Genomic DNA, 19,193 nt, shown 5'->3' on the forward strand with positions numbered 1-19,193 from the left:
ATGCTAAGCAAGAACCTTTCAATAAAGCGTAAAGCGCTTGTTGCCGCTCCTTTTGGGTGTTGCTTCTTTTCCCGGCACTATCTGCTTAAAAGTATCAATTGATACCTAACTTCTGATATCTGTGATGGGTTATATAACCCGATGACATATTGTCATCGGGTCTTTTAAGCAAGTTTAAATTTATCTACTTCAGTTTGTAGTAGTGTCGATAATTCAGCTAAATCCTGGCAAGCGTTTGCGGTATGGTGGGTACCACGGGATATTTCATCACCAGAGATGTTAATCGCATTAATGCTATTGTCCAATGCTAAAGTGACATCATTTTGTTGATGACAAGCTGTGGCAATATGTTGACTCATTTGATTAATTTGACTGATCTGTTGTTCTATCGCTTGTATATTACTACCAGTGAGTTGACTTTGATTAACACAGGTTTTAATGAGCTCATTACTTTCTTGTGTTACTTGCTGAACGACTGTTGCGCTGTGTTGTAGCCGATTAATAATTGCAATTATTTCTTCTGTTGAGTCCTGTGTTCTACCAGCTAATGTTCTCACTTCAGCGGCAACAACAGCAAAACCTCTGCCATTATTGCCCGCTCTTGCAGCTTCAATAGCAGCATTTAATGCCAACAGATTTGTTTGTTCAGCAATATTGCGAATGACATCAACAACGAGATTTATATTGGTTGAAGCTTGCTCAAGATCGCTAGCCAGTATTCCAGCTTGCTCTATTTTTTCCGATGCTTGCTGAATTTGATTTAAGGTTAATGAAATATTCCGGCTACCTTCTTGTGCATCTAGGTTTACTTGATTAGCTTGTTGCGTCGATGTTTCAGTACTGGTAACAATATCAGCAACACTGGTGCGCATTTGCTCAATCGCTGTGACTATCTGAGTGACTTTATCTTGTTGTTGTGCCATTCCAGCTGAAGATTGTCCTACCACAGCACTGACTTCTTCTACAGCTGATTGTAAACGGGAAACACTGCGAACGATGCTAGTGATTAACTGTGTTAGGTGTTGTTGCATCATAATACTGGTATCAGCCAATTGTCCAAATTCGTCGTTAGCAATCTTATTACGATCAATATGATAACTAAGATCACCATTGGCGATGGCACGGTTTAAACGAATAATTAGACTGACCGGATAGGTAATTTGGCGAACCAGTCCCCAATTGACACCTAGCAGCATAATAGCAAGCGTGCTGATACAGAGAACTGTACCGTCAAGACTATTTTTCATTGCTGCACGGATCATATCGCTTTCTTGGTTCACATTATTTAAATTCAGCTGGTATAGTTTGGTTGTTAATGAATCTAATTCGGTGAATTTTTTGTGGCTATAATCAAACTGTTTGGCTGCTGCTGCAGTTTGCCCATCGGTGATGAGACGATGAACCTTTAATCCTTCATGTTTGTAGTCTTGCCAAGTTTGTTTGAATTGTAGGTAAATTGTTTGCTCTTTTTCACTATCAACATAGAAATGGTACTTCTCTAATAGTGCATCTATTTCCCGATAATAATTTTCAACTTTAATAATTTTATTAGCAATCAAGGTTGGGTTATCAGATTTAGCCAGAAAGAACAGTTGTACTCGACGTGAATCTGAAATACGGCTATACATAGAGTCAATGGCACTCAGACCCGGCACTGCCTTATTGGTTAAACTGTCTAGTTTTTTATCAACATCAATTGAGTTAGCATAAATATATATTCCCAAACCGATTAGCAAAAGGATAATAATAAAAAAGGGTAGGGATATTTTTTTACTGATTGATATATTTTTTATCCAATTCAAAATAGAAAACCTTAGTTGATATCAGTACTTTGACATTAAGAATGTTAACTTACAATTTCTGGCATAATCTAATGGTTATGCATGCGTAAATAATTCGATTATTTCCGAAATATGGTTAGGTACAGCAAAATAAAATACGGCTGTCTCAATACCAGCTTTGGCAGAAACATCGCTTCATATGGTCTGATAGTGATTTAATGAAAATGAGAAGTATTCATAATGGCTATTGCTGTAGAATCCAATAGTTTATTGTGCTTGTCCAGTGGAAATTTATGGCTAGATGTAAAAATAATCGAAACTATTATCATTTGATTAAATATCCAGCTTAAATGACATAAATTTGCTTTGGGATGCTCCCTATTTGCAGCTTACCAATGGATAAGCTAAATTATACTGTAATTTTATCCAGTACCATACTCATTATCATGATTCTCTATATTGCTGAAAAGCCAAGTTTAGGTAGGGCGATTGCTGATGTTCTGCCTAAACCCCATAAAAAACACGATGGCTATATTGAAGTCGGCAATGGTGACTTGGTGTCATGGTGTATTGGTCACTTGTTAGAGCAGGCTCCGCCAGATGCCTATGATGAGAAATTCAAAGCTTGGCGGGCGGAGCATTTACCCATTATTCCCGAGCAATGGCAACTGCAGCCTAAGTCATCGAGCCGCAGCCAGCTTAGCGTGCTGCGCAAGCTGGTGAAAAGGGCTGATACCTTGGTGCATGCGGGCGATCCTGATAGAGAGGGGCAGTTATTGGTGGATGAGGTTCTGGCTTATTTGAAAGTGAGTCAGGCCAAGTTAAAACAGGCCAAACGATTACTCATTAGTGACCTTAATCCTCAGGCAGTAAAACGGGCGTTAGCCGGGTTGCGGGATAATCAGGAATTTGTTCCTCTATCGACTTCTGCATTGGCTCGGAGCCGGGCTGATTGGCTCTATGGCATGAATATGACCCGGGCCTTTACGCTGCAAGGCCGACGGGTTGGTTATCAGGGCGTATTGTCTGTGGGGCGGGTACAAACACCGCTGTTGGGTCTTGTCGTGCGGCGAGATGAAACCATCGCGGCGTTTGAGCCTAAGCCTTTTTATCTGGTGGATGCACACCTACAAACGCTGGCTGGAGAAACCTTTACCGCGCGATGGCAGCCAAGTGAAGCCTGTCAGCGGTTTATGGATGAGGAGGGGCGGGTGTTGTCTGCGCGGTTAGCGGATAATGTGGTTAGCCGCATCACCGGACAGTGCGCAGAAGTGACGGCACTTGAGTGTAAAGACCGGCGTCAGGCACCGCCACTACCGTATTCCTTGTCAGCACTACAAATTGACGCAGCCAAACGATTTGGTTTTTCAGCAAAAACAGTGCTGGATATCTGCCAGAGTTTGTATGAAAAACATAAATTGATTACTTATCCTCGCTCTGATAGCCGATATTTACCGCAAGAGCAGCACCATTTAGCACCTAGTGTAATCACCGCTATTCAGGCCAATATACCGGCTCTGACGGAAGGCATTGATTTTCCTAACTCATCATTGCGCTCTGCTGCTTGGAATGATGCAAAAGTTGATGCGCACCATGCGATTGTACCAACCGACAGACAGTTGGCTTTGGATAAGCTTAGTCGGGATGAAGCCAAGCTCTACGGTCATATTGCCAGACAGTATTTGGCACAGTTCTACCCCCATCACTTGTATCAGGAAACCAAAGTCACTTTAACCATTGCTGGCGGTATCTTTACGGCTAAAGCGAAAGTGACACAAAAGCTGGGGTGGAAGCAGTTGTTTGAGATTGGGCGGAGTGATAAATCTGTATCGGGTAACGGTGAGCCAAAGGTGTCCGGTGAGTCTGAAAAAGGGGCAGAAGAGACTGAAAGTCCATTGTTAAGTCATCTGCCTATATTGCAAAAAGGGGATATGCTCGACTGTCTGCGAGGTGAGCGACTTGACAGGTTAACCCAGCCACCGAAAACATTCACCGATGCTTCATTGTTGTCGGCTATGACTGGGATTGGGCGTTTTGTTAAGGATGACGCTATCCGTAAAACATTAAAAGAGACTGATGGTTTAGGGACGGAAGCGACCCGGGCAGGGATTATAGAGCTGTTATTTAAACGTGGATTTTTAATCCGTCAGGGCAAAAGCATTGTTTCGACGCCTGCTGGTCGGGGATTGATCAATAGTTTACCTGAGCCTGCGACGACGCCGGATATGACGGCGCTGTGGGAGCAAAGCTTGAATGCCATTAGTCGCCGAGAAATGAAATATCAGCATTTTATGATGCCGCTATTGGATAATTTACAGCAGTTGCTTCAGATAGCTGCTGATACTCTTCCTCAAGCTTTAGTCGGGGTCAAGACGATTGCTACAGTGAAAAAAGGTCGACGCTCCGGGGGCTCGAAATCCCGAAAAGCCGCCAGTGGAACGAAAAAGCGTCAGCCTAGTAGCCGAAGTAAAAAAGTGCAGCCCCAGAGTTAACAATTGGGTAGGTTTTTTTTGATTTTTCAAGTTTGTTTTTGTAGCGATTTGAGGATGCGTTATACAAGACAGAGGCTTTGCTATGTAGTTGCGCTACCGGATAAGCCGATAGCGCAGTAGAAAGGCGCCTCAAACGCTGCTGAAGGGGTCGGCCTTATGCTTTGTTGAGCGGTGCTTGCTTAGAATGACTAGATGGCAAACCACTCGGTGTGATTAAAACGCTTTATCTCAGATAACATTTAACCATGAAAAAGTTAGCAGCCCACTAATTAGTGGCATATTCCCAATTTTTTCATTTTACTGCGTAGGGTGTTAGGGTTGATTTCCAGTAATTGTGCCGCGCCACCAGGACCATAAATTTTACCGCCACATTGACACAGGGCATGGCGGATATAGTGACTCATCATGGTATTTAATGGCACCAGCTGATGATTGGCATGACTAGGGTCAATGATGATATTCGGCTGATGACTGACATTGATTGTGTGCTGTATAGGGTTAAGAAAATCAAAATTAAGGGGGCCATTGGGGGATTGGATCACTGCTCGTTCAAGTACATTGAGTAATTCTCGAACATTACCCGGCCAATGGTATTGACTAAGTGAGTCAAGCTGCTCTGGGGCAATGCAAGGTAATTGGGATAAATTGAATTTGGTGCTTAATTGCTCTAATGCGTGACATACTAATAAGGGAATATCACTTTTCCGTTGTCGTAATGGTGGAATGCAAATCGGGAAAATCGCCAATCGATACCAGAGATCTTGCCGGAATTCACCTTGCTGTACCATGACTTGCAGATCCCTATGGGTGGCAGCAATAACCCGAATATTAAGTTGGATACTTTCATGTCCGCCCACCCGTGTAATAGTGCCATTTTGTAATACCCGCAGTAATCTCACCTGAGCATATAAAGGCAGCTCGCCAATTTCATCTAGAAAGATTGTTCCACCATTTGCTTGTTCAAAATAGCCTTTTTTACGTTGCTCTGCACCGGTGAATGCCCCTTTTTCATAACCAAATAATTCTGAATCCAACAGTGAGTCAGGAATTGCACCACAGTTGACTTTGATAAAGGGCTGGCTGGCTTGGTTTGACAATGCGTGTATAGCATTGGCGATCACTTCTTTACCTACACCGGTTTCACCCAGGAGCAATACTGATGTCTCGAGGTGGGCAATGGTATGAACCTGCTGCATGACCTGTTTTAATCCAGCATGAGCACCTATTACGCCATGTTGACTATCCAGTGTCCGTTTTAGTGAGTCATTTTGTTGGGACAGCTGATAGTTCGCATTTAACCAGTTACGACCGCGTAGGTTTAACGCAGTAATTAATGCTAATGGTTGGCGGTGTGGTTCAATAAAATCAGCATGTCGTGGTCGGAACATACGTGGCTGTTTACTATAAAACCCAACTACTCCTAAGTGAGTATTTTCGCAGAGCATTCTTAACAAAATCACAGATTGGATTTTAGGTAAAATTTTAGGGGCGACATGTTCTGTGACCGGATCCAATGATATTTCATTAATGATATGGATAACTGGTCGATCAGGGGTATTTAGGGTGGCACACATCTCATCTGTGAGGAAAACACACTGATCCAGTGTCGATGACTGCTGATGATTAACGTGGGCAATAAATTGGATTTGCTTTCTTTCTGGTTGAAAAATATTGATAAAAATCCCGTCCACGGGTAAATGCAGCTGAATATATTCAAAATAACTAGCCAAGGATTGTTCTAATTGCAAGCTGGTACACAGACGCTGGGTCGCTTCAAAATAGCTGTGTTTCTCCATTGATATATCACTCTGCTCACGAAATATCGTGATTTTAAACCGTTACATTTCGCACTAGTGTGTTGCTAATCATAAATTTTGGTTAATACCTCTATTTTTAGGTAGTTGGCACGGTATTCGCTCCATTGTGCCAAACAAAATGCTCCCTATAGAAAGGAATGTCACTGATGACAGAGAAACAACAGATCAGTCAAAGCCGCCGAGCCCTGCTTAAGGGTAGTGTGGCAATGGCTGCAACGGGTTTCGGTATTACCTCTGTATCGGCGGTAGCTGCAGAAAAGGCAGCGCCGCAGGTATTTGATGAAGTAGCCGATGTAATCGTTGTGGGCAGCGGCTTTGCTGGTATGTCAGCAGCGCTTCAGGCCCGGGAAGCCGGTGCCAATGTGATGGTAATTGACAAAATGCCGGTATTTGGCGGTAACTCCACCATTAATGGTGGCGCAATGGCGGTGGCTGGCAGTCCGCTGCAAAAAGAGGCTGGAATTAAAGACAACGTAGATGTCATGGTCAGCGATATGCTTAAAGCGGGTCGCGGCATGAATGATGTTGAGATGCTTAAGCTGGTCTGTAATGGCACTGCTGAGTCCTGTGCTTGGCTGATGGATTATGGTGTGAAGTGGAAGCCGTTTGTGCAGCATTTCGGTGGTCACTCTATTCAGCGTGTACTGCAGACAGTGGAAAGTTCTGGTGCCGGCATTATTCGGCCTTTGATCAAAGCCGCCCGCGGCAAAGGCATTGATATGCGTAATCAGGTCAAAATGGAGTCATTTATTCAGGATGACAATGGCCGGGTTATTGGGCTTCAGGTGCGGGAAAACTACTATTTCCCCAGAGAAAAAACTGGGCAGTTACGCACTTATGGTGCCCGTAAAGGGATCATTATGGCGACCGGTGGCTTTAGTCGGGATATTGAATATCGCATGATGCAATTGCCTCAGCTTAATTCAGATCTGGATTCCACTAACCATCCTGGTGCGACTTCCGAAGCGCTAAAGCAGATGATGCTGATTGGTGCTAACCCTATCCATCTTGATCAAATTCAGCTCGGCCCTTGGGCATCGCCCGATGAGAAGGGATTTGGCACCGCATCCCAATTTAACACCATTGCCACCTATCCCCATGGCATCGTAGTGGATGTGCGCACTGGTGAGCGTTTCTTCAATGAGTTAGCCGACCGAAAAGCCCGTGCTGACGCCATTATGACCCGCCGAGATGAACAGCATCACCCCGTATATCCCGTTGGTTTTACCAATGCCGAAGGCGCAGCCAAAGCCCAGACATTGGCTTGGGGAATGAAGTACAACGTGATTAAGAAGGCTGACACCTTAGAGCAACTTGCCAAACTTTACGGCATGCCGGCTGACAAGCTTCAAGCCCAGGTGGCGCGTTGGAATGATGCGGTTAAATCTGGTGAAGATAAAGAGTTTGGACGTCCTATGCAGGAAGCCATTGTACTTGAACAAGGCCCTTGGTATGCCGTGCGTATGTGGCCAAAAGTGCACTATTGCATGGGGGGAGTAAAAGTGAATACCCGGTCGGAAGTATTGCATCTGGTGACTAATGAGCCGATTCCAGGTCTTTATGCCGCAGGTGAAGCAACGGGGGGGGTACATGGTGCCAGCCGCCTTGGCGCCTGTGCTGTGGCTGAAGGTGTGGTGACAGGCCGTAATGCCGGGCGGGTTTGTGCCGCCAGTGAAAGTATCCGATTGATTTTAGCTTAATAACTCCGTCAGAAAGAGAATAAAGAATGATGAATAATAACTCAAAAATTGTGTTTGCTGGCCTGGCTTTGGCAATGATGTCTGGTAGTGCGCTGGCGATGGAATCTGTCATGCTTGATGGTCGTCATATGACACAGGATCAGGCCTGGGCCATTGCTGATGGCGCTGAAGTCAAAATTGCAGATAAAGCAATGACTCGCTTAGAAAAAGCACATGAGCTGCTGATGGAGTCGGCTAAATTTGGTAAGCCGGTTTACGGCTTGACGGTTGGGGTGGGGCTCAATAAAGACCACAAATTGTTTGATGCTGATGGCAAACTCAGTGATGCAGTACTCAAAGCTTCTCGCAGCTTTAACTACAGCACGTTGCGTGCGCATAGCGCCGGGGTGGGTGAGCCCATGCCCGTACGTCTGACTCGTCTGGCGCTCGCGGTTCGCCTTAATACTATTTTGTCCGGTCAGACCGGGGTACAACCGGTTGTTGCCGAGCTTTATAGGGAATATCTGAATAAAGGTCTGACGCCGGTGATTCCATCATTGGGCACTGTCGGTGAAGCGGATATTTTGCTGTCATCCCATGTCGGTTTAGCTATGATCGGTGAATGGGATGTGTTCTACAAAGGCAAGCGGGTAAGCAGTACCAAGGCGATGAAAGAGGCTGGCATTATGCCATTGCACCCTATTGGTAAAGATGCTTTATCTATTTTATCGAATAACTCGGTTGCTGTGGCGTACGCTATGCAGGGATATCGCGGCGCTAAACACCTGTTGTCTGTGTCACCAACCGTATTTGGTTTAAGTTTGGAAGGGTTGAACGGTAACGTTGCGCCATTTTTACCACAAACCAATGATATCCGCCCATTCCCATATATCGGTGAAGTTGCCGGTGATATCCGTCATGTGTTGTCGGGCAGTTATTTATGGAAGGCCAATAAAGACCGTCCATTACAGGATCCGCTGAGCTACCGGACTACCGGCTACACCCTGGCTGGGGCAGAAAAAGCACTGGTTGATTTGGGGCAGATGATTGATATCCAGATTAACCATTCAGATGATAACCCTGCAGTAGTATTAGGTGCGTCTAAAGATTACACCCAATACTCCCAGGTGGCTCAGTATATGGTTGAAGGCAAAGGTGGCGTATTCCCAACCACGAACTTTGAACCTTTGCCTGTGGCATTGGCGGTTCAAAGCCTGAATATTGCTCTGACGCAGGTATCTCATAACGCAGTGCAGCGGACTATCCACTTGTCTGATAGCCATTTCACTAAGCTGTCTCGTTTCCTCGCTGGCCCTGAAAACCATGGTCATGCGTTTGGTGCGATTCAGAAAGTATTTGTGGATATGCAGGTGCGTAACAAGATGCTGGCGCAGCCTGTTTCTTTCGATGGTATTGCTATTGCTGGCAACATTGAAGACACCTTCACTAACTTGAAGCTGGCTGCTGATAACCTGAATCAAATCGTTGCTAACACCAATACCATTTATGGTTTGGAGTTGATGCACTCTACTCAAGCGATTGATCTTCGTCTGCTGGCTGATCCAAAACTGAAACTGGGTAAAACCACTCAGGCCATGTATCAGTCCTTCCGCAAGCAGGTGCCATTTGTGAAGCTGGATCGTCCATATACACCAGATATCCAGGCTGCGACTCAATTTATTGAGCAGTATTAATTCAGTTGGGGCAGGTGGCTGCCCCATTTCGGAACGCAATCATTATGTTAAAAAAAATAACGGCAGTATTACTGGTATTGGTGTTGTTGCCTGTTGCGGCTAATGCCATGAATATCAAGGATTATCACAAAGAAGTTATGACAGGGGACAATGGCAAGGTCGAGTGCAGTGTTTGCCATGGTAATGCCAAGCGTAAAACGATTCCTGATGCCGCTGCCTGTGAGTCTTGTCATGGTACGCCAGCAGATGTGGCAGCCTTGACGGTTCGCCCAGCTAATGCCGGACATACGGTAGAGCCAAATCCGCACGACAGTTTACATTATGGTACCGATTTACCTTGCACTTACTGCCACCAAGAGCATAAGAAGAGCAAGGTGTATTGTAACCAGTGCCATGAATTTACTTACCCGGATATGAAGCGCTAACGTTATTTGAGTGCTTGATGGAGGAATTTTAAGGCTGCAGCCAGTCTGCGGCTTTTTATATCTGTTTGGCCGTGAGAGCCGTATTCTCCGTTTCGGTAATGCTGGTTGCTGAGTTATTCTAGTTATTGGCCTCTTCACTGGCAAATACCCAGTTGCTCCCGCCTTTGGCTTTGGCTTGGTACATGGCATCATCGGCATTGAGCAGTAGCTCTTCAGCACTGTGGCCGTCTTGCGGATACAAGCTAATCCCTAGACTCAAGTGTAATGTCAAAGAGAGTCCTTTATAATTGACTGGTTGCTCAGCACATTGCAGTAGCTTTTGCGCGATGATGTTGAGTTTGCTACGGCTTGTCACCGGCTCTAGCAACAACACAAATTCATCACCACCAAAGCGAGCGATAATGTCAGATTTGCGCAGTAACTGACGCAATCGTTCGCTGAACTCAACGAGTACAGCATCGCCGGCACCGTGCCCATAGCTGTCATTAATCTGTTTAAATTTATCCAAATCAATGAAGATTACCGCTAACTGAGCGTGTTGCCGCTCGCTACGTTTGAGTGCTGTATCCAGCAGCCGATTAAAAGCACTGCGGCTATACAGGCCAGTAAGGTCATCATGTTCTGCCAGATACCTGAGTTTGTCCTGCTGTTGTTGTAGTTGCTGGGTTTGTTGCGCAACAGCAAACGAGAGTTGATCCTTTTGTATGGTGGTGTGTTCAAGTGAGTGTTTCATTTGATTAAAGGCTCCTGCCAGATGCCAGAGTTCATCTTTGTGGGGCAGGGTAAGCTTGCTGCTGAGATCGCCCTTTCCTAGAGCCGTAATGCCGTGATTGAGCAGGGTCAGATTGCGCTTAAATCTGTGGTAGGTGAATGCCGCAGACCCTAACAGCAGCAAGGTAAAGGTCAACAGTGCCGCCCCTTTAAAATACAGATAGCCTTGTTGCTGATTGCGACTGGCGGCAATTTGTCTGTGTTGCAATTGAAACAGGGTTTCAGTCATGGTTTGAAATGCCATGCTGTAGTGAGAGAGCTGCATACTGATCCCCGTGGCTGCATCGTGGCGATCACGGCTGATGGTGCTGTCGGTAAGATCCAGTAGTCGGCCCAGCCCTGCATTGGTTTGCAGTAATATACGTAATAATTGCACTTGTCTGGCGGTATCGGTACGGGTTTGGGTGAGGAGATGATTAAAACTGCGCTGTTCAGTCCGCATATTTTCGAGCGCCTGATGATCGCTATATTGCTGCAGACGCCAGAGCTGAGCGCGGAGCATATCGAGTTGCTGCTCTAATCGGGTAATATGGGCAAGCCGCTCTAATGCATAGTGTTGTCTGCTATTTAAGGCTTGCAGGGCAAACACCAAGCTTAATGTCAGCAGTAATCCGAGAAAAACTTGTAGTAACAAGTGATGGGCAAGTTTCATAGCTTAATTCATCTGTTGCTGGCGGCGAAACCGGCGCAGGGGTCTGGGGTCGACAATTTCTCGATAATCAGGCACTTCATTCTGGGGGAGTACACCGGCTTTGACAGCCCACTGTGCTTGATGATGTAAGCTAGAAAGCAGTGGGTTGCCAAGGGATAAAGCAAAGCGGTAATCATGCCAAATCCATTCTAACTGTGCCGGGGGGATGGCTAGAGTCTGTGCTACGCGAGATTTCGCATCTTCCGGCTTGGTAACAATATAGTGGTTGGCTTTATCTAGTGCGGAGATAACGGCCTGAATATCATCTAATTGCCTGGCGTGACTGACAGGCAGTCCGATCAGATTGACTGTGGCAAAAAATAGTCCTCGGGTATCAAACTGGCGACTGCCAGTAACTTCACTGAGCAGGGTATAGCCACCAGGCTCAGGGAGTGCCACTAACTCGACTTCGTGTTGCAGTAATGCTTGTTTTAACGCTTGTGGTGAATAATAACGTTTGGTTATCTGGCTGGCCGGATTACCGCTTAACTGCATCAAGGTATCAAAAAAGTATTCGCTGGCACTGTGGCGGGTTAATCCAACAATTTGCTTTTGCAGTTGTGCCGGACGGTAAAGCGGTTGGCGGGTGATCAGCTTAATATCATTATCTGACTGGGCAAAGCTGGCAAAGATGGTCACATTATCTAAGTGCTGACGGTGCATAACTAAGGCCGTGGTGGTGGCCGTGGTCAAGTCTGCTTGCTTGTTTTGCAGTACATCAAAACATTGTTCGCTGTGTTGACAGAAGTTCAGTTCTACGGCAAGCCCCAGTTGGTCAAAATATCCCAGTTGTTTGGCAAGTAAAACCGGGCTGGATAATGGACTGGGCGCAACGGCAATCACCAGTGGTCGAGGGGGACGATAAGGGCGCAGAATCATCACTAATAGCAGGGCAAGTGTCGTTAGGATAGCAATAACTGCCAATAGCGCTGAGTGGCGTGCCAGCGGAAAATGTCGTTTAAACAGGTGCATAATCAGAGCCGGTGATATGCTCAAGAATATATAAAGCCTAGACGCTGGTGGTGGAAATTTCTAATTTTTGCTTTATATCCAACAATTTACATTTTATCGTCGGTGATTTGTCACCTAGCGCTTCGAATGGGTAGATAAATTAGCTGTAAATTTACACTTGGCTGGCGGTTTATGCTTAATTAGTGAGTGGTTTTAATGCGGTATAATTTATCTGTTTTGACACTGGCTCCATAGCCGCAAAATAGCGTAATCTTGGCTCCAGTGTTAGCTAAGAGTCAGAAAGCATGAAATACGTAATTATTCCGGTAACACCCTATCAGCAAAACTGCACCCTAATGTGGTGTGAAAATACCAATAAAGCCGCGGTGGTGGATCCCGGTGGCAATCTTGAGCGCATTATTGAAGCGGTTGAGCGTCATGGGGTGACAGTGGATAAGGTGTTGTTGACCCATGGCCATTTGGATCATGTTGGTGCCGCGAAGCAGCTGGCTCACCATTATGGTGTTGAGATTATTGGTCCCCATGAAGGCGATCAGTTCTTGCTCGATGATTTGCCGCATCAATGCCAAAGCTTTGGCTTCCCCCCTTGTGAGGCCTTTGTGCCAGATCATTATCTACAGGATGGTGATGAAGTGGCTGTCGGGGATATCCGTTTGCAAGTACTGCATTGTCCAGGTCATACCCCCGGGCACATTGTGTTTTTTAACCAAGATGCCAATATGGCTTGGGTAGGCGATGTGTTGTTCCGCGGCTCTATCGGCCGGACTGATTTTCCTGGCTCTAACCATGGGCAGTTACTTAATGCGATTACGACTAAGCTATGGCCACTAGGCACTGATGTTGCCTTTATTCCGGGTCATGGTCCGGGCTCGACTTTTGGCGAGGAGCGTAAGCACAACCCATTTGTGGCGGATCAGTTATTTGAATAACGGTTTATACGCATCTGGCACAGTATCTGGATAATAAAAAAGCGCCAACTGGCGCTTTTTTATTATCCAATGTAATCGGTGATGATTATCTATCGGTAGTTATTTAAACTGGGTCCATATTGGCGCGTGGTCGGAGGGTTTTTCAATGCCGCGCAGGGCATAGTCAATCCCGGCATCCTGAGTGCGCTCTGCTAAAGCCTTGGTCGCTAGGATCACATCGATGCGCAGGCCGCGATTATCATCAAAGCCTTTACTGCGGTAGTCAAACCAAGAGAAACGGTCACTGACAGTTGGATAAATCTGACGGAAAGTATCGGTAAATCCCCATTGCATCAGGGTTGCAAGCCACTGACGTTCTTCTGGTTGGAAACTGCATTTGCCGGTTTTTAACCAACGTTTGGCATTGGTTTCACCGATACCAATATCCAAATCCAGTGGTGAAATATTGATATCTCCCATCACCACAATATCTTCATCGGCTTGGTGATGCTGATTAAGATATTGCATCAAATCCTGATAAAAACGGCGCTTGGCTGGGTATTTGGTTTCATGGCTGATATTTTCCCCTTGTGGGAAATAACCGTTGAACACGGTTAGGCGTCGGCCATTTTCCTGAGTGAACTGGCCGATAATCATGCGGCGCTGAGCATCTTCAGCGTCGGTAGGAAACCCTTTTTGGATACTCAGGGGCGACATTTTTGACAGCATGGCCACACCATAGTGAGCTTTGCCGCCATGATAATGTACCTGATATCCCATGGCCTCGACTTCGGCCAATGGAAAGGCTTCATCGTGCACTTTGGTTTCTTGCAGGCCAATAATGTCGGGATCCAGTGTATCGATAAGGGCTTGCAGCTGGTGCAGACGAGCACGCAGGCCATTAATATTAAATGAAACGATTTTCAAATTAGCCTCCGATTATGGCAGTACCCGTTTAAAGGGTTTAACACAAACTTGCTGATAAACCCCTGCTGCGACATACGGGTCGGCATCCGCCCACTGTTGGGCAGCTGTGAGTGATTCAAACTCTGCGACCACCAAAGAACCACTAAAACCAGCTTCACCGGGATCTTCACTGTCAATGGCTGGATGTGGACCTGCCAGTAACAAACGGCCTTCATCTGCCAGTTGTTGCAAGCGGGCTAAATGGGCGGGACGGGCGGCAAGACGTTGGCTTAGGCTGTTTTCAACATCTTGTGATGAGATCATATACCACATTATTTCAATTCCTTACGCTGTTCTTCCGGTAAATGTTTATACAGATAAAATACCGTTGCAATAGTATTGATTAAGGTCAGAGCGGTCAGACCGAACACCTTGAAATTGACCCAGGTTTCCTGGGACAGGCTAAATGCGATGTAAATATTGGCTAGACCACAGGCGATAAAGAAAGCAGCCCAATACCAAGTGACCCTAGCCCAGATGGTATCGCTGACTTTCATCTCTTTACCGAGCATATTTTTTAAAATCGGCTTATTGAACCATTGTCCTGCTGCTAGCGCTGCGGCAAATAGAGCGTAGACAATGGTCACTTTCCACTTAATAAACGCATCATCGTGGAACACTAGTGTCAGGGTGCTAAATACTGCTACTAGGGCAAAGGTGATCAGGTGCATTTTTTCTACGGTACGATACAGGGCATAGAGCACGATAAGTTGCAGGGCGGTAGCGGCAATTAACGCTCCACTGGCAACATAGATATCAAAGAATTTATACACGGCAAAAAAGATAACCAGGGGCAGGAAATCCAGCAGTTGTTTCATAGCAGTTTTGTTAGACCGGGGAAAATAAAGGAGCCTGAGTGTAGCATGCCCTATCAGCCGGAAAAAAGTCGTCGAGAAACCAATAGCAATGAAGTGCATTAATGTGCAGCCTAGGAGGCCATAGGCCGCTGCGTGGTATTTGCTCCCGTGTTACTCAGCGTTATTTGCGCCCTTTTCTCCAGCCTGTATGGGATGAAACCCGGTTATCGTCAGGCTATTTGATATCGCTGATGCGCTTCTATCAGACTGATTTTGCCTGCTTGTCTGCATAAGGACTCGTGCTTGGGATATAGCAATGGATGAACTGAATCCGGGTTAGGCTTTACGGCAACAGTTTTGTGCTAAACCATGGATGATGGGACAGTGGCTGGACTCATCTCCTTGGCATTCATCCACCCATGTTTTCAGCTCTTGATGCAATGCCCGCAACCGCGCAATTTTAGCTTCAATTTCTTGTAAATGTTCACTGGCCAGCCGTTTGACCTCAGCGGCACTTCTGGCGCTGTCGTGTTTAAGTGATAGTAGCGCCTGACAATCATCCAGTGAAAATCCCAGCTCCCGACAATGGTGCACAAATAGCAGAGCTTCCACGTCTTGCTCCCGATAAACCCGGTAACCACTGTGACTGCGGTGCGCAACGACTAGGCCAATATCATGGTAATAGCGAATACTTTTTACTGTTAAACCTGTGCGGCGGGCCACTTCTCCAATTTTCATCACACTTTCCTCTTTCATTGTGACAACTGGCTTGACTCTCCAGTAACTGGAGACTTTACCCTGATGACTAAATCAACTCAATGGCCGATTTCCGCTGTCGTGGAAAGTGTGCACATGGCCATGTTGGTATTCCTTTTGATGCTTTTTTATGGGGAGCAAATTTATGGCCAAGCTAAACTTTGCGGTTGCCAATATGAACTGTGGCAAGTGTGTGCGCAAAATAACGGCGCTGTTGAGTGATAACCCCGCTAGCAAATTAGATTTTTCCCTGGCTGATAAAGCGTTTAGTTATCAGGGCGAGTTATCCGCAGAGCAGGTGCTGGCATTATTGGCGCAAGCCGGGTTTGATGCGCAACAATTGCCCGAATTAGCGACTGAGACAATGGGGAAAGGAGAGGCTCATGCTGTTGTGGGGGAGAGTGTCTTTCCACCTGATGCACCATTATGCCGAGTCAATGCACCGCTGCATTTTGTGATTGCCAATATGCGTTGTGGCAGTTGTGCGAAAAAAATTCGCGCTTTATTTGAGTCACTTGATGATGTGACGGCAACCACGGATGTGGCCGGTAAACAGTTGTGGCTCAGCGGCAACATCAGCCGGGGTGAGGCTAAAATCCGTTTGTTGTTGGACGGCTTTGATGTCGCTGATGGCCTACATAATGGTGATGATGCTTTTGAGTCGCAGCAGCAATATCTGTTTTCGGTACCGGATATGTCCTGTGGTCACTGTAAAGCCAAAATTGAGCAGGCGTTTGCTGGCATGGCGGATACAGCGATCCAAGTGGATTTAGTTAACCGTCAGGTACGTGTTCGCTCAGATCAAGCCGTGACTGATTTACTGGGAGTATTTGCTGGCGCAGCCTTTCCCGCATCTTTGCTTGGACATGAAGGTCTTAGTGAGGCGCAAGCAGAGCCGGCGTGTGAACAAACACGGGAAACTTATTGGTTTAATGTACCTGATATGAGTTGCGGTCACTGCCAAACTAGTATTGAAGCGGCATTTGCGGATGTCGCCGCGACCGAGGTCAGTGTGTTGCTGGAGCAAAAGCAGGTTAAAGTGGTTTCAGCTCAGCCGTTATCAGCGTTATTGAGTATTTTCCGTGATGCAGGCTACCCGGCGGAACTGTTTGGTGATGGAGATAATGATTTGGCTCCTCCAACGGTAATTAAGCCTGCTGCTGACGGGAAATTAGCATCGCAAGTGCAATCTGTGGGGGCTGATGATGCTGGGCTGATGACATTTTATGTGCCGGATATGAGCTGTGCTTCTTGCGTGGCAAAAATTGAACGCGCATTTACTGGCGGAGCAACTCAAGCAGTCGTGAATCTGGCGGATAAGCAGGTGCAGGTCAGTGGTGGTATTGATGCTGCAACGGCGATTAATTTAATCGCCCAGGCCGGCTATCAGGCTGAGTTGGTGGAAGATGCTAAGGCGGCAGCGCAGCAAAAGCGGCTCAATGATCAACATGAATATCGTCAGCGTATGGCGCAAGCCGCATTGGGGCTAGGGCTGGGAGTGCCTTTAATGATTTGGGGGCTGGCCGGTGGCGATATGATGGTCAGTTCTGTGTCACAGCAGTTGGGGTGGGGCGTTGTTGGCGTATTGACGGCATTGGTTATGCTGACAACCGGGCGACACTTCTATCAGGGAATGTGGCGGGCATTGAAGGTTGGCAGTTCGAATATGGATACCCTGATTGTACTCGGGACATCTGCAGCTTGGCTGTATTCCATGGTAGTCGTTTTGCTGCCGCAGTGGTTTCCCGCCGGTACTCGCCATGTGTATTTTGAAGCCAGTGTGATGATTCTTGGCTTGATTAATCTGGGGCATGCCCTTGAACTGCGGGCGCGGGGAAAAACCAGTGAAGCGGTGCAAAAATTAATTGGGATGCAATCCAGTACCGCTATTCGGATAACGTCCCATGGGGATGAAGAGGTGGAGATCAGCATGTTGCAGCTGGGCGATAAGCTCAGACTGAGACCTGGGGACAGAGTTGCTCTGGATGGTATTGTTGTTAACGGGAGTTCTACTCTCGATGAAGCCATGCTAACCGGTGAGCCGCTGCCAGTGCATAAACAAAGCGGAGATCCCCTTAGCGCCGGTACAGTTAACGGCAATGGTGCGTTGGTGTATCAGGTTACCGCTCTGGCGCGGGATACGCGTTTGGCGAAGATTATTCAACTGGTGCAGCAGGCGCAAACGTCCAAAATGCCCATTGGCCGTCTGACGGATAAAATTGCCGCTTACTTTGTTCCTGTGGTGGTGCTGATCGCGCTGATTGCAGCATTGATTTGGTATTTGGCCGGGCCAGCGCCACAGTTATCCCACGCCTTAGTCGTGTTAACCAGTGTGCTGATTATTGCCTGTCCTTGTGCTTTGGGGCTGGCAACGCCGATGTCAATTATGGTGGCGGTGGGACGAGCAGCACAATTGGGGATCTTAGTGAAAAATGGTGAGGCGCTGCAAACCGCGGCTGCGGTAGATACTGTCGTGCTGGATAAAACCGGCACTGTGACCGAGGGTAAACCCCAGGTGACAGATATTTTATTGCTTGATGATGAAATAAGTGAAATGACACTGCTCAGTGCGCTGGGCTCTTTAGAGCAGCACTCTGAACATCCATTGGCTGCCGCGATGGTTGCGCGAGCTAAAACTGTGCATGCTGTGTTTACTGAGCCGGAGTTTTTTCAGAATCATCAGGGGATGGGGATAACCGGGCGCATAAATGGTCAAGGTTGGGTTGCGGGTAATCGCGCGCTGATGGCGCAGCAACAAATCACTGGTTTAGCAGCGATGACCCGTGCTGATGACTGGGCTGATGCGGGCAAAACACCGGTATTTTTAGCTTGTGATGGACAACTTGTGGCCATGGTCGCCATCAGTGATCCAGTAAAAATCGATGCGAAAGCTGCCATTGCCCGGCTGCGTAAGCGTAATATCCGGGTTGTGATGTTAACCGGTGACAATAACCAGACCGCAGCTGCGGTGGCGAAACAGGTTGGCATTGATGAGGTGATCGCAAATGTATTGCCGCATCAGAAACAAGCGCAGATTTTGGCGTTGCAGCAACAGGGACGGATTGTTGCCATGGTGGGCGATGGAATAAATGATACCCCGGCATTGGTCAGTGCTAATGTGGGGATTGCCATGGGGACAGGGACTGAAGTGGCGATAGAAAGTGCGGATATGACACTGCTTTCCCACCAGTTAACTGTGCTGGGAGATGCCTTAGCTTTGTCTCGTGCGACAATGGGCAACATCAAACAGAATTTGTTTGGTGCCTTTATTTATAACTCATTAGGGATCCCCGTTGCTGCCGGGATACTATTCCCTTTGACTGGGATGTTACTCAGCCCCGTTGTTGCTGGGGCTGCGATGGCATTATCGTCTCTGACTGTGGTGAGCAATGCTAATCGCTTGAAAGTAGTTAAACTACACTGATAAACAAGCCGGTCTGAAGG

General features: G+C 46.8%; 14 protein-coding genes and 1 pseudogene. 7 read left to right on the top strand and 8 right to left on the bottom strand.

The genetic code is table 11. The features are described 5' to 3' along the window. Positions 1-164 precede the first annotated feature (164 nt). A complete protein-coding gene (locus NFHSH190041_RS06885; RefSeq protein ID WP_261924522.1) occupies positions 165-1,802 on the bottom strand; it encodes a methyl-accepting chemotaxis protein in 1,638 nt (545 codons plus the stop codon). A 425-nt stretch (positions 1,803-2,227) separates the two neighbouring features. On the opposite strand from NFHSH190041_RS06885, the gene NFHSH190041_RS06890 reads away from it, so the two are divergent. Continuing rightward, positions 2,228-4,273: a DNA topoisomerase III gene (locus NFHSH190041_RS06890; RefSeq protein WP_261925072.1), complete on the top strand. Its 2,046-nt coding sequence runs from the start codon at positions 2,228-2,230 to the stop codon at positions 4,271-4,273. A 269-nt stretch (positions 4,274-4,542) separates the two neighbouring features. Here the strand turns inward: NFHSH190041_RS06890 and NFHSH190041_RS06895 are convergent, their stop codons facing one another. Beyond that, entirely contained in the window at positions 4,543-6,069 is a 1,527-nt protein-coding gene (locus NFHSH190041_RS06895) for a sigma-54 interaction domain-containing protein (RefSeq protein WP_261924523.1), read from the bottom strand. A 167-nt stretch (positions 6,070-6,236) separates the two neighbouring features. On the opposite strand from NFHSH190041_RS06895, the gene NFHSH190041_RS06900 reads away from it, so the two are divergent. The 3 genes from NFHSH190041_RS06900 to NFHSH190041_RS06910 are packed head-to-tail and all read left to right on the top strand — an operon-like array spanning position 6,237 to position 9,888. Beyond that, a complete protein-coding gene (locus tag NFHSH190041_RS06900; RefSeq protein ID WP_261924524.1) occupies positions 6,237-7,790 on the top strand; it encodes a flavocytochrome c in 1,554 nt (517 codons plus the stop codon). 26 nt (positions 7,791-7,816) lie between these two features. Next, entirely contained in the window at positions 7,817-9,463 is a 1,647-nt protein-coding gene (gene hutH / locus NFHSH190041_RS06905) for a histidine ammonia-lyase (RefSeq protein WP_410010855.1), read from the top strand. Positions 9,464-9,507: 44 nt separating this feature from the next. Next, the gene (locus NFHSH190041_RS06910) at positions 9,508-9,888 is read left to right on the top strand and encodes a cytochrome c3 family protein (protein WP_261924525.1); all 381 of its coding nucleotides are present in this window, start codon (positions 9,508-9,510) and stop codon (positions 9,886-9,888) included. 118 nt (positions 9,889-10,006) lie between these two features. Here NFHSH190041_RS06910 and NFHSH190041_RS06915 read toward each other — a convergent pair whose 3' ends face one another. Together NFHSH190041_RS06915 and NFHSH190041_RS06920 are read right to left on the bottom strand one after the other, a co-directional pair. Beyond that, on the bottom strand, positions 10,007-11,311 hold the full coding sequence (locus NFHSH190041_RS06915) for a sensor domain-containing diguanylate cyclase (RefSeq protein ID WP_261924526.1): 1,305 nt from the start codon (positions 11,309-11,311) through the stop codon (positions 10,007-10,009). A 3-nt stretch (positions 11,312-11,314) separates the two neighbouring features. Beyond that, a complete protein-coding gene (locus NFHSH190041_RS06920; RefSeq protein WP_261924527.1) occupies positions 11,315-12,322 on the bottom strand; it encodes an ABC transporter substrate-binding protein in 1,008 nt (335 codons plus the stop codon). 284 nt (positions 12,323-12,606) lie between these two features. Here NFHSH190041_RS06920 and NFHSH190041_RS06925 point away from each other — a divergent pair, with 284 nt between their 5' ends. Beyond that, the gene (locus tag NFHSH190041_RS06925) at positions 12,607-13,251 is read left to right on the top strand and encodes an MBL fold metallo-hydrolase (RefSeq protein ID WP_261924528.1); all 645 of its coding nucleotides are present in this window, start codon (positions 12,607-12,609) and stop codon (positions 13,249-13,251) included. A 99-nt stretch (positions 13,252-13,350) separates the two neighbouring features. On the opposite strand, the gene xthA is transcribed toward NFHSH190041_RS06925, so the two are convergent. The 4 genes from xthA to cueR all read right to left on the bottom strand — a co-directional run bounded on the left by xthA (position 13,351) and on the right by cueR (position 15,731). After that, the gene (xthA, locus tag NFHSH190041_RS06930; protein WP_261924529.1) at positions 13,351-14,157 is read right to left on the bottom strand and encodes an exodeoxyribonuclease III; all 807 of its coding nucleotides are present in this window, start codon (positions 14,155-14,157) and stop codon (positions 13,351-13,353) included. A gap of 12 nt (positions 14,158-14,169) precedes the next feature. Continuing rightward, the gene (locus tag NFHSH190041_RS06935) at positions 14,170-14,469 is read right to left on the bottom strand and encodes a YciI family protein (protein WP_261924530.1); all 300 of its coding nucleotides are present in this window, start codon (positions 14,467-14,469) and stop codon (positions 14,170-14,172) included. Next, entirely contained in the window at positions 14,469-15,014 is a 546-nt protein-coding gene (locus NFHSH190041_RS06940) for a septation protein A (protein WP_261924531.1), read from the bottom strand. Before NFHSH190041_RS06940 ends, NFHSH190041_RS06935 begins: the two co-directional genes overlap by 1 nt. A gap of 315 nt (positions 15,015-15,329) precedes the next feature. Next, a complete protein-coding gene (gene cueR, locus NFHSH190041_RS06945; protein WP_261924532.1) occupies positions 15,330-15,731 on the bottom strand; it encodes a Cu(I)-responsive transcriptional regulator in 402 nt (133 codons plus the stop codon). A 484-nt stretch (positions 15,732-16,215) separates the two neighbouring features. On the opposite strand from cueR, the pseudogene NFHSH190041_RS19725 reads away from it, so the two are divergent. Together NFHSH190041_RS19725 and NFHSH190041_RS06955 are read left to right on the top strand one after the other, a co-directional pair. Then, a pseudogene (locus NFHSH190041_RS19725) lies at positions 16,216-16,833 on the top strand (heavy-metal-associated domain-containing protein); the annotation flags it as partial. Positions 16,834-16,965: 132 nt separating this feature from the next. Continuing rightward, the gene (locus tag NFHSH190041_RS06955) at positions 16,966-19,173 is read left to right on the top strand and encodes a heavy metal translocating P-type ATPase (RefSeq protein WP_261925074.1); all 2,208 of its coding nucleotides are present in this window, start codon (positions 16,966-16,968) and stop codon (positions 19,171-19,173) included. Positions 19,174-19,193 lie beyond the last annotated feature (20 nt).

Origin of the sequence: Shewanella sp. NFH-SH190041, assembly GCF_024363255.1 — a bacterium.
Lineage (GTDB): Bacteria > Pseudomonadota > Gammaproteobacteria > Enterobacterales > Shewanellaceae > Shewanella.

Coding starts and splice junctions, on each gene's coding strand:
- NFHSH190041_RS06890 (WP_261925072.1), top strand. CDS start 2,228: ATGATTCTCTATATTGCTGAAAAGCCAAGTTTAGGTAGGGCGATTGCT.
- NFHSH190041_RS06895 (WP_261924523.1), bottom strand. CDS start 6,069: ATGGAGAAACACAGCTATTTTGAAGCGACCCAGCGTCTGTGTACCAGC.
- NFHSH190041_RS06900 (WP_261924524.1), top strand. CDS start 6,237: ATGACAGAGAAACAACAGATCAGTCAAAGCCGCCGAGCCCTGCTTAAG.
- hutH (WP_410010855.1), top strand. CDS start 7,817: ATGATGAATAATAACTCAAAAATTGTGTTTGCTGGCCTGGCTTTGGCA.
- NFHSH190041_RS06910 (WP_261924525.1), top strand. CDS start 9,508: ATGTTAAAAAAAATAACGGCAGTATTACTGGTATTGGTGTTGTTGCCT.
- NFHSH190041_RS06915 (WP_261924526.1), bottom strand. CDS start 11,311: ATGAAACTTGCCCATCACTTGTTACTACAAGTTTTTCTCGGATTACTG.
- NFHSH190041_RS06920 (WP_261924527.1), bottom strand. CDS start 12,322: ATGCACCTGTTTAAACGACATTTTCCGCTGGCACGCCACTCAGCGCTA.
- NFHSH190041_RS06925 (WP_261924528.1), top strand. CDS start 12,607: ATGAAATACGTAATTATTCCGGTAACACCCTATCAGCAAAACTGCACC.
- NFHSH190041_RS06935 (WP_261924530.1), bottom strand. CDS start 14,469: ATGTGGTATATGATCTCATCACAAGATGTTGAAAACAGCCTAAGCCAA.
- NFHSH190041_RS06940 (WP_261924531.1), bottom strand. CDS start 15,014: ATGAAACAACTGCTGGATTTCCTGCCCCTGGTTATCTTTTTTGCCGTG.
- cueR (WP_261924532.1), bottom strand. CDS start 15,731: ATGAAAATTGGAGAAGTGGCCCGCCGCACAGGTTTAACAGTAAAAAGT.
- NFHSH190041_RS06955 (WP_261925074.1), top strand. CDS start 16,966: ATGACATTTTATGTGCCGGATATGAGCTGTGCTTCTTGCGTGGCAAAA.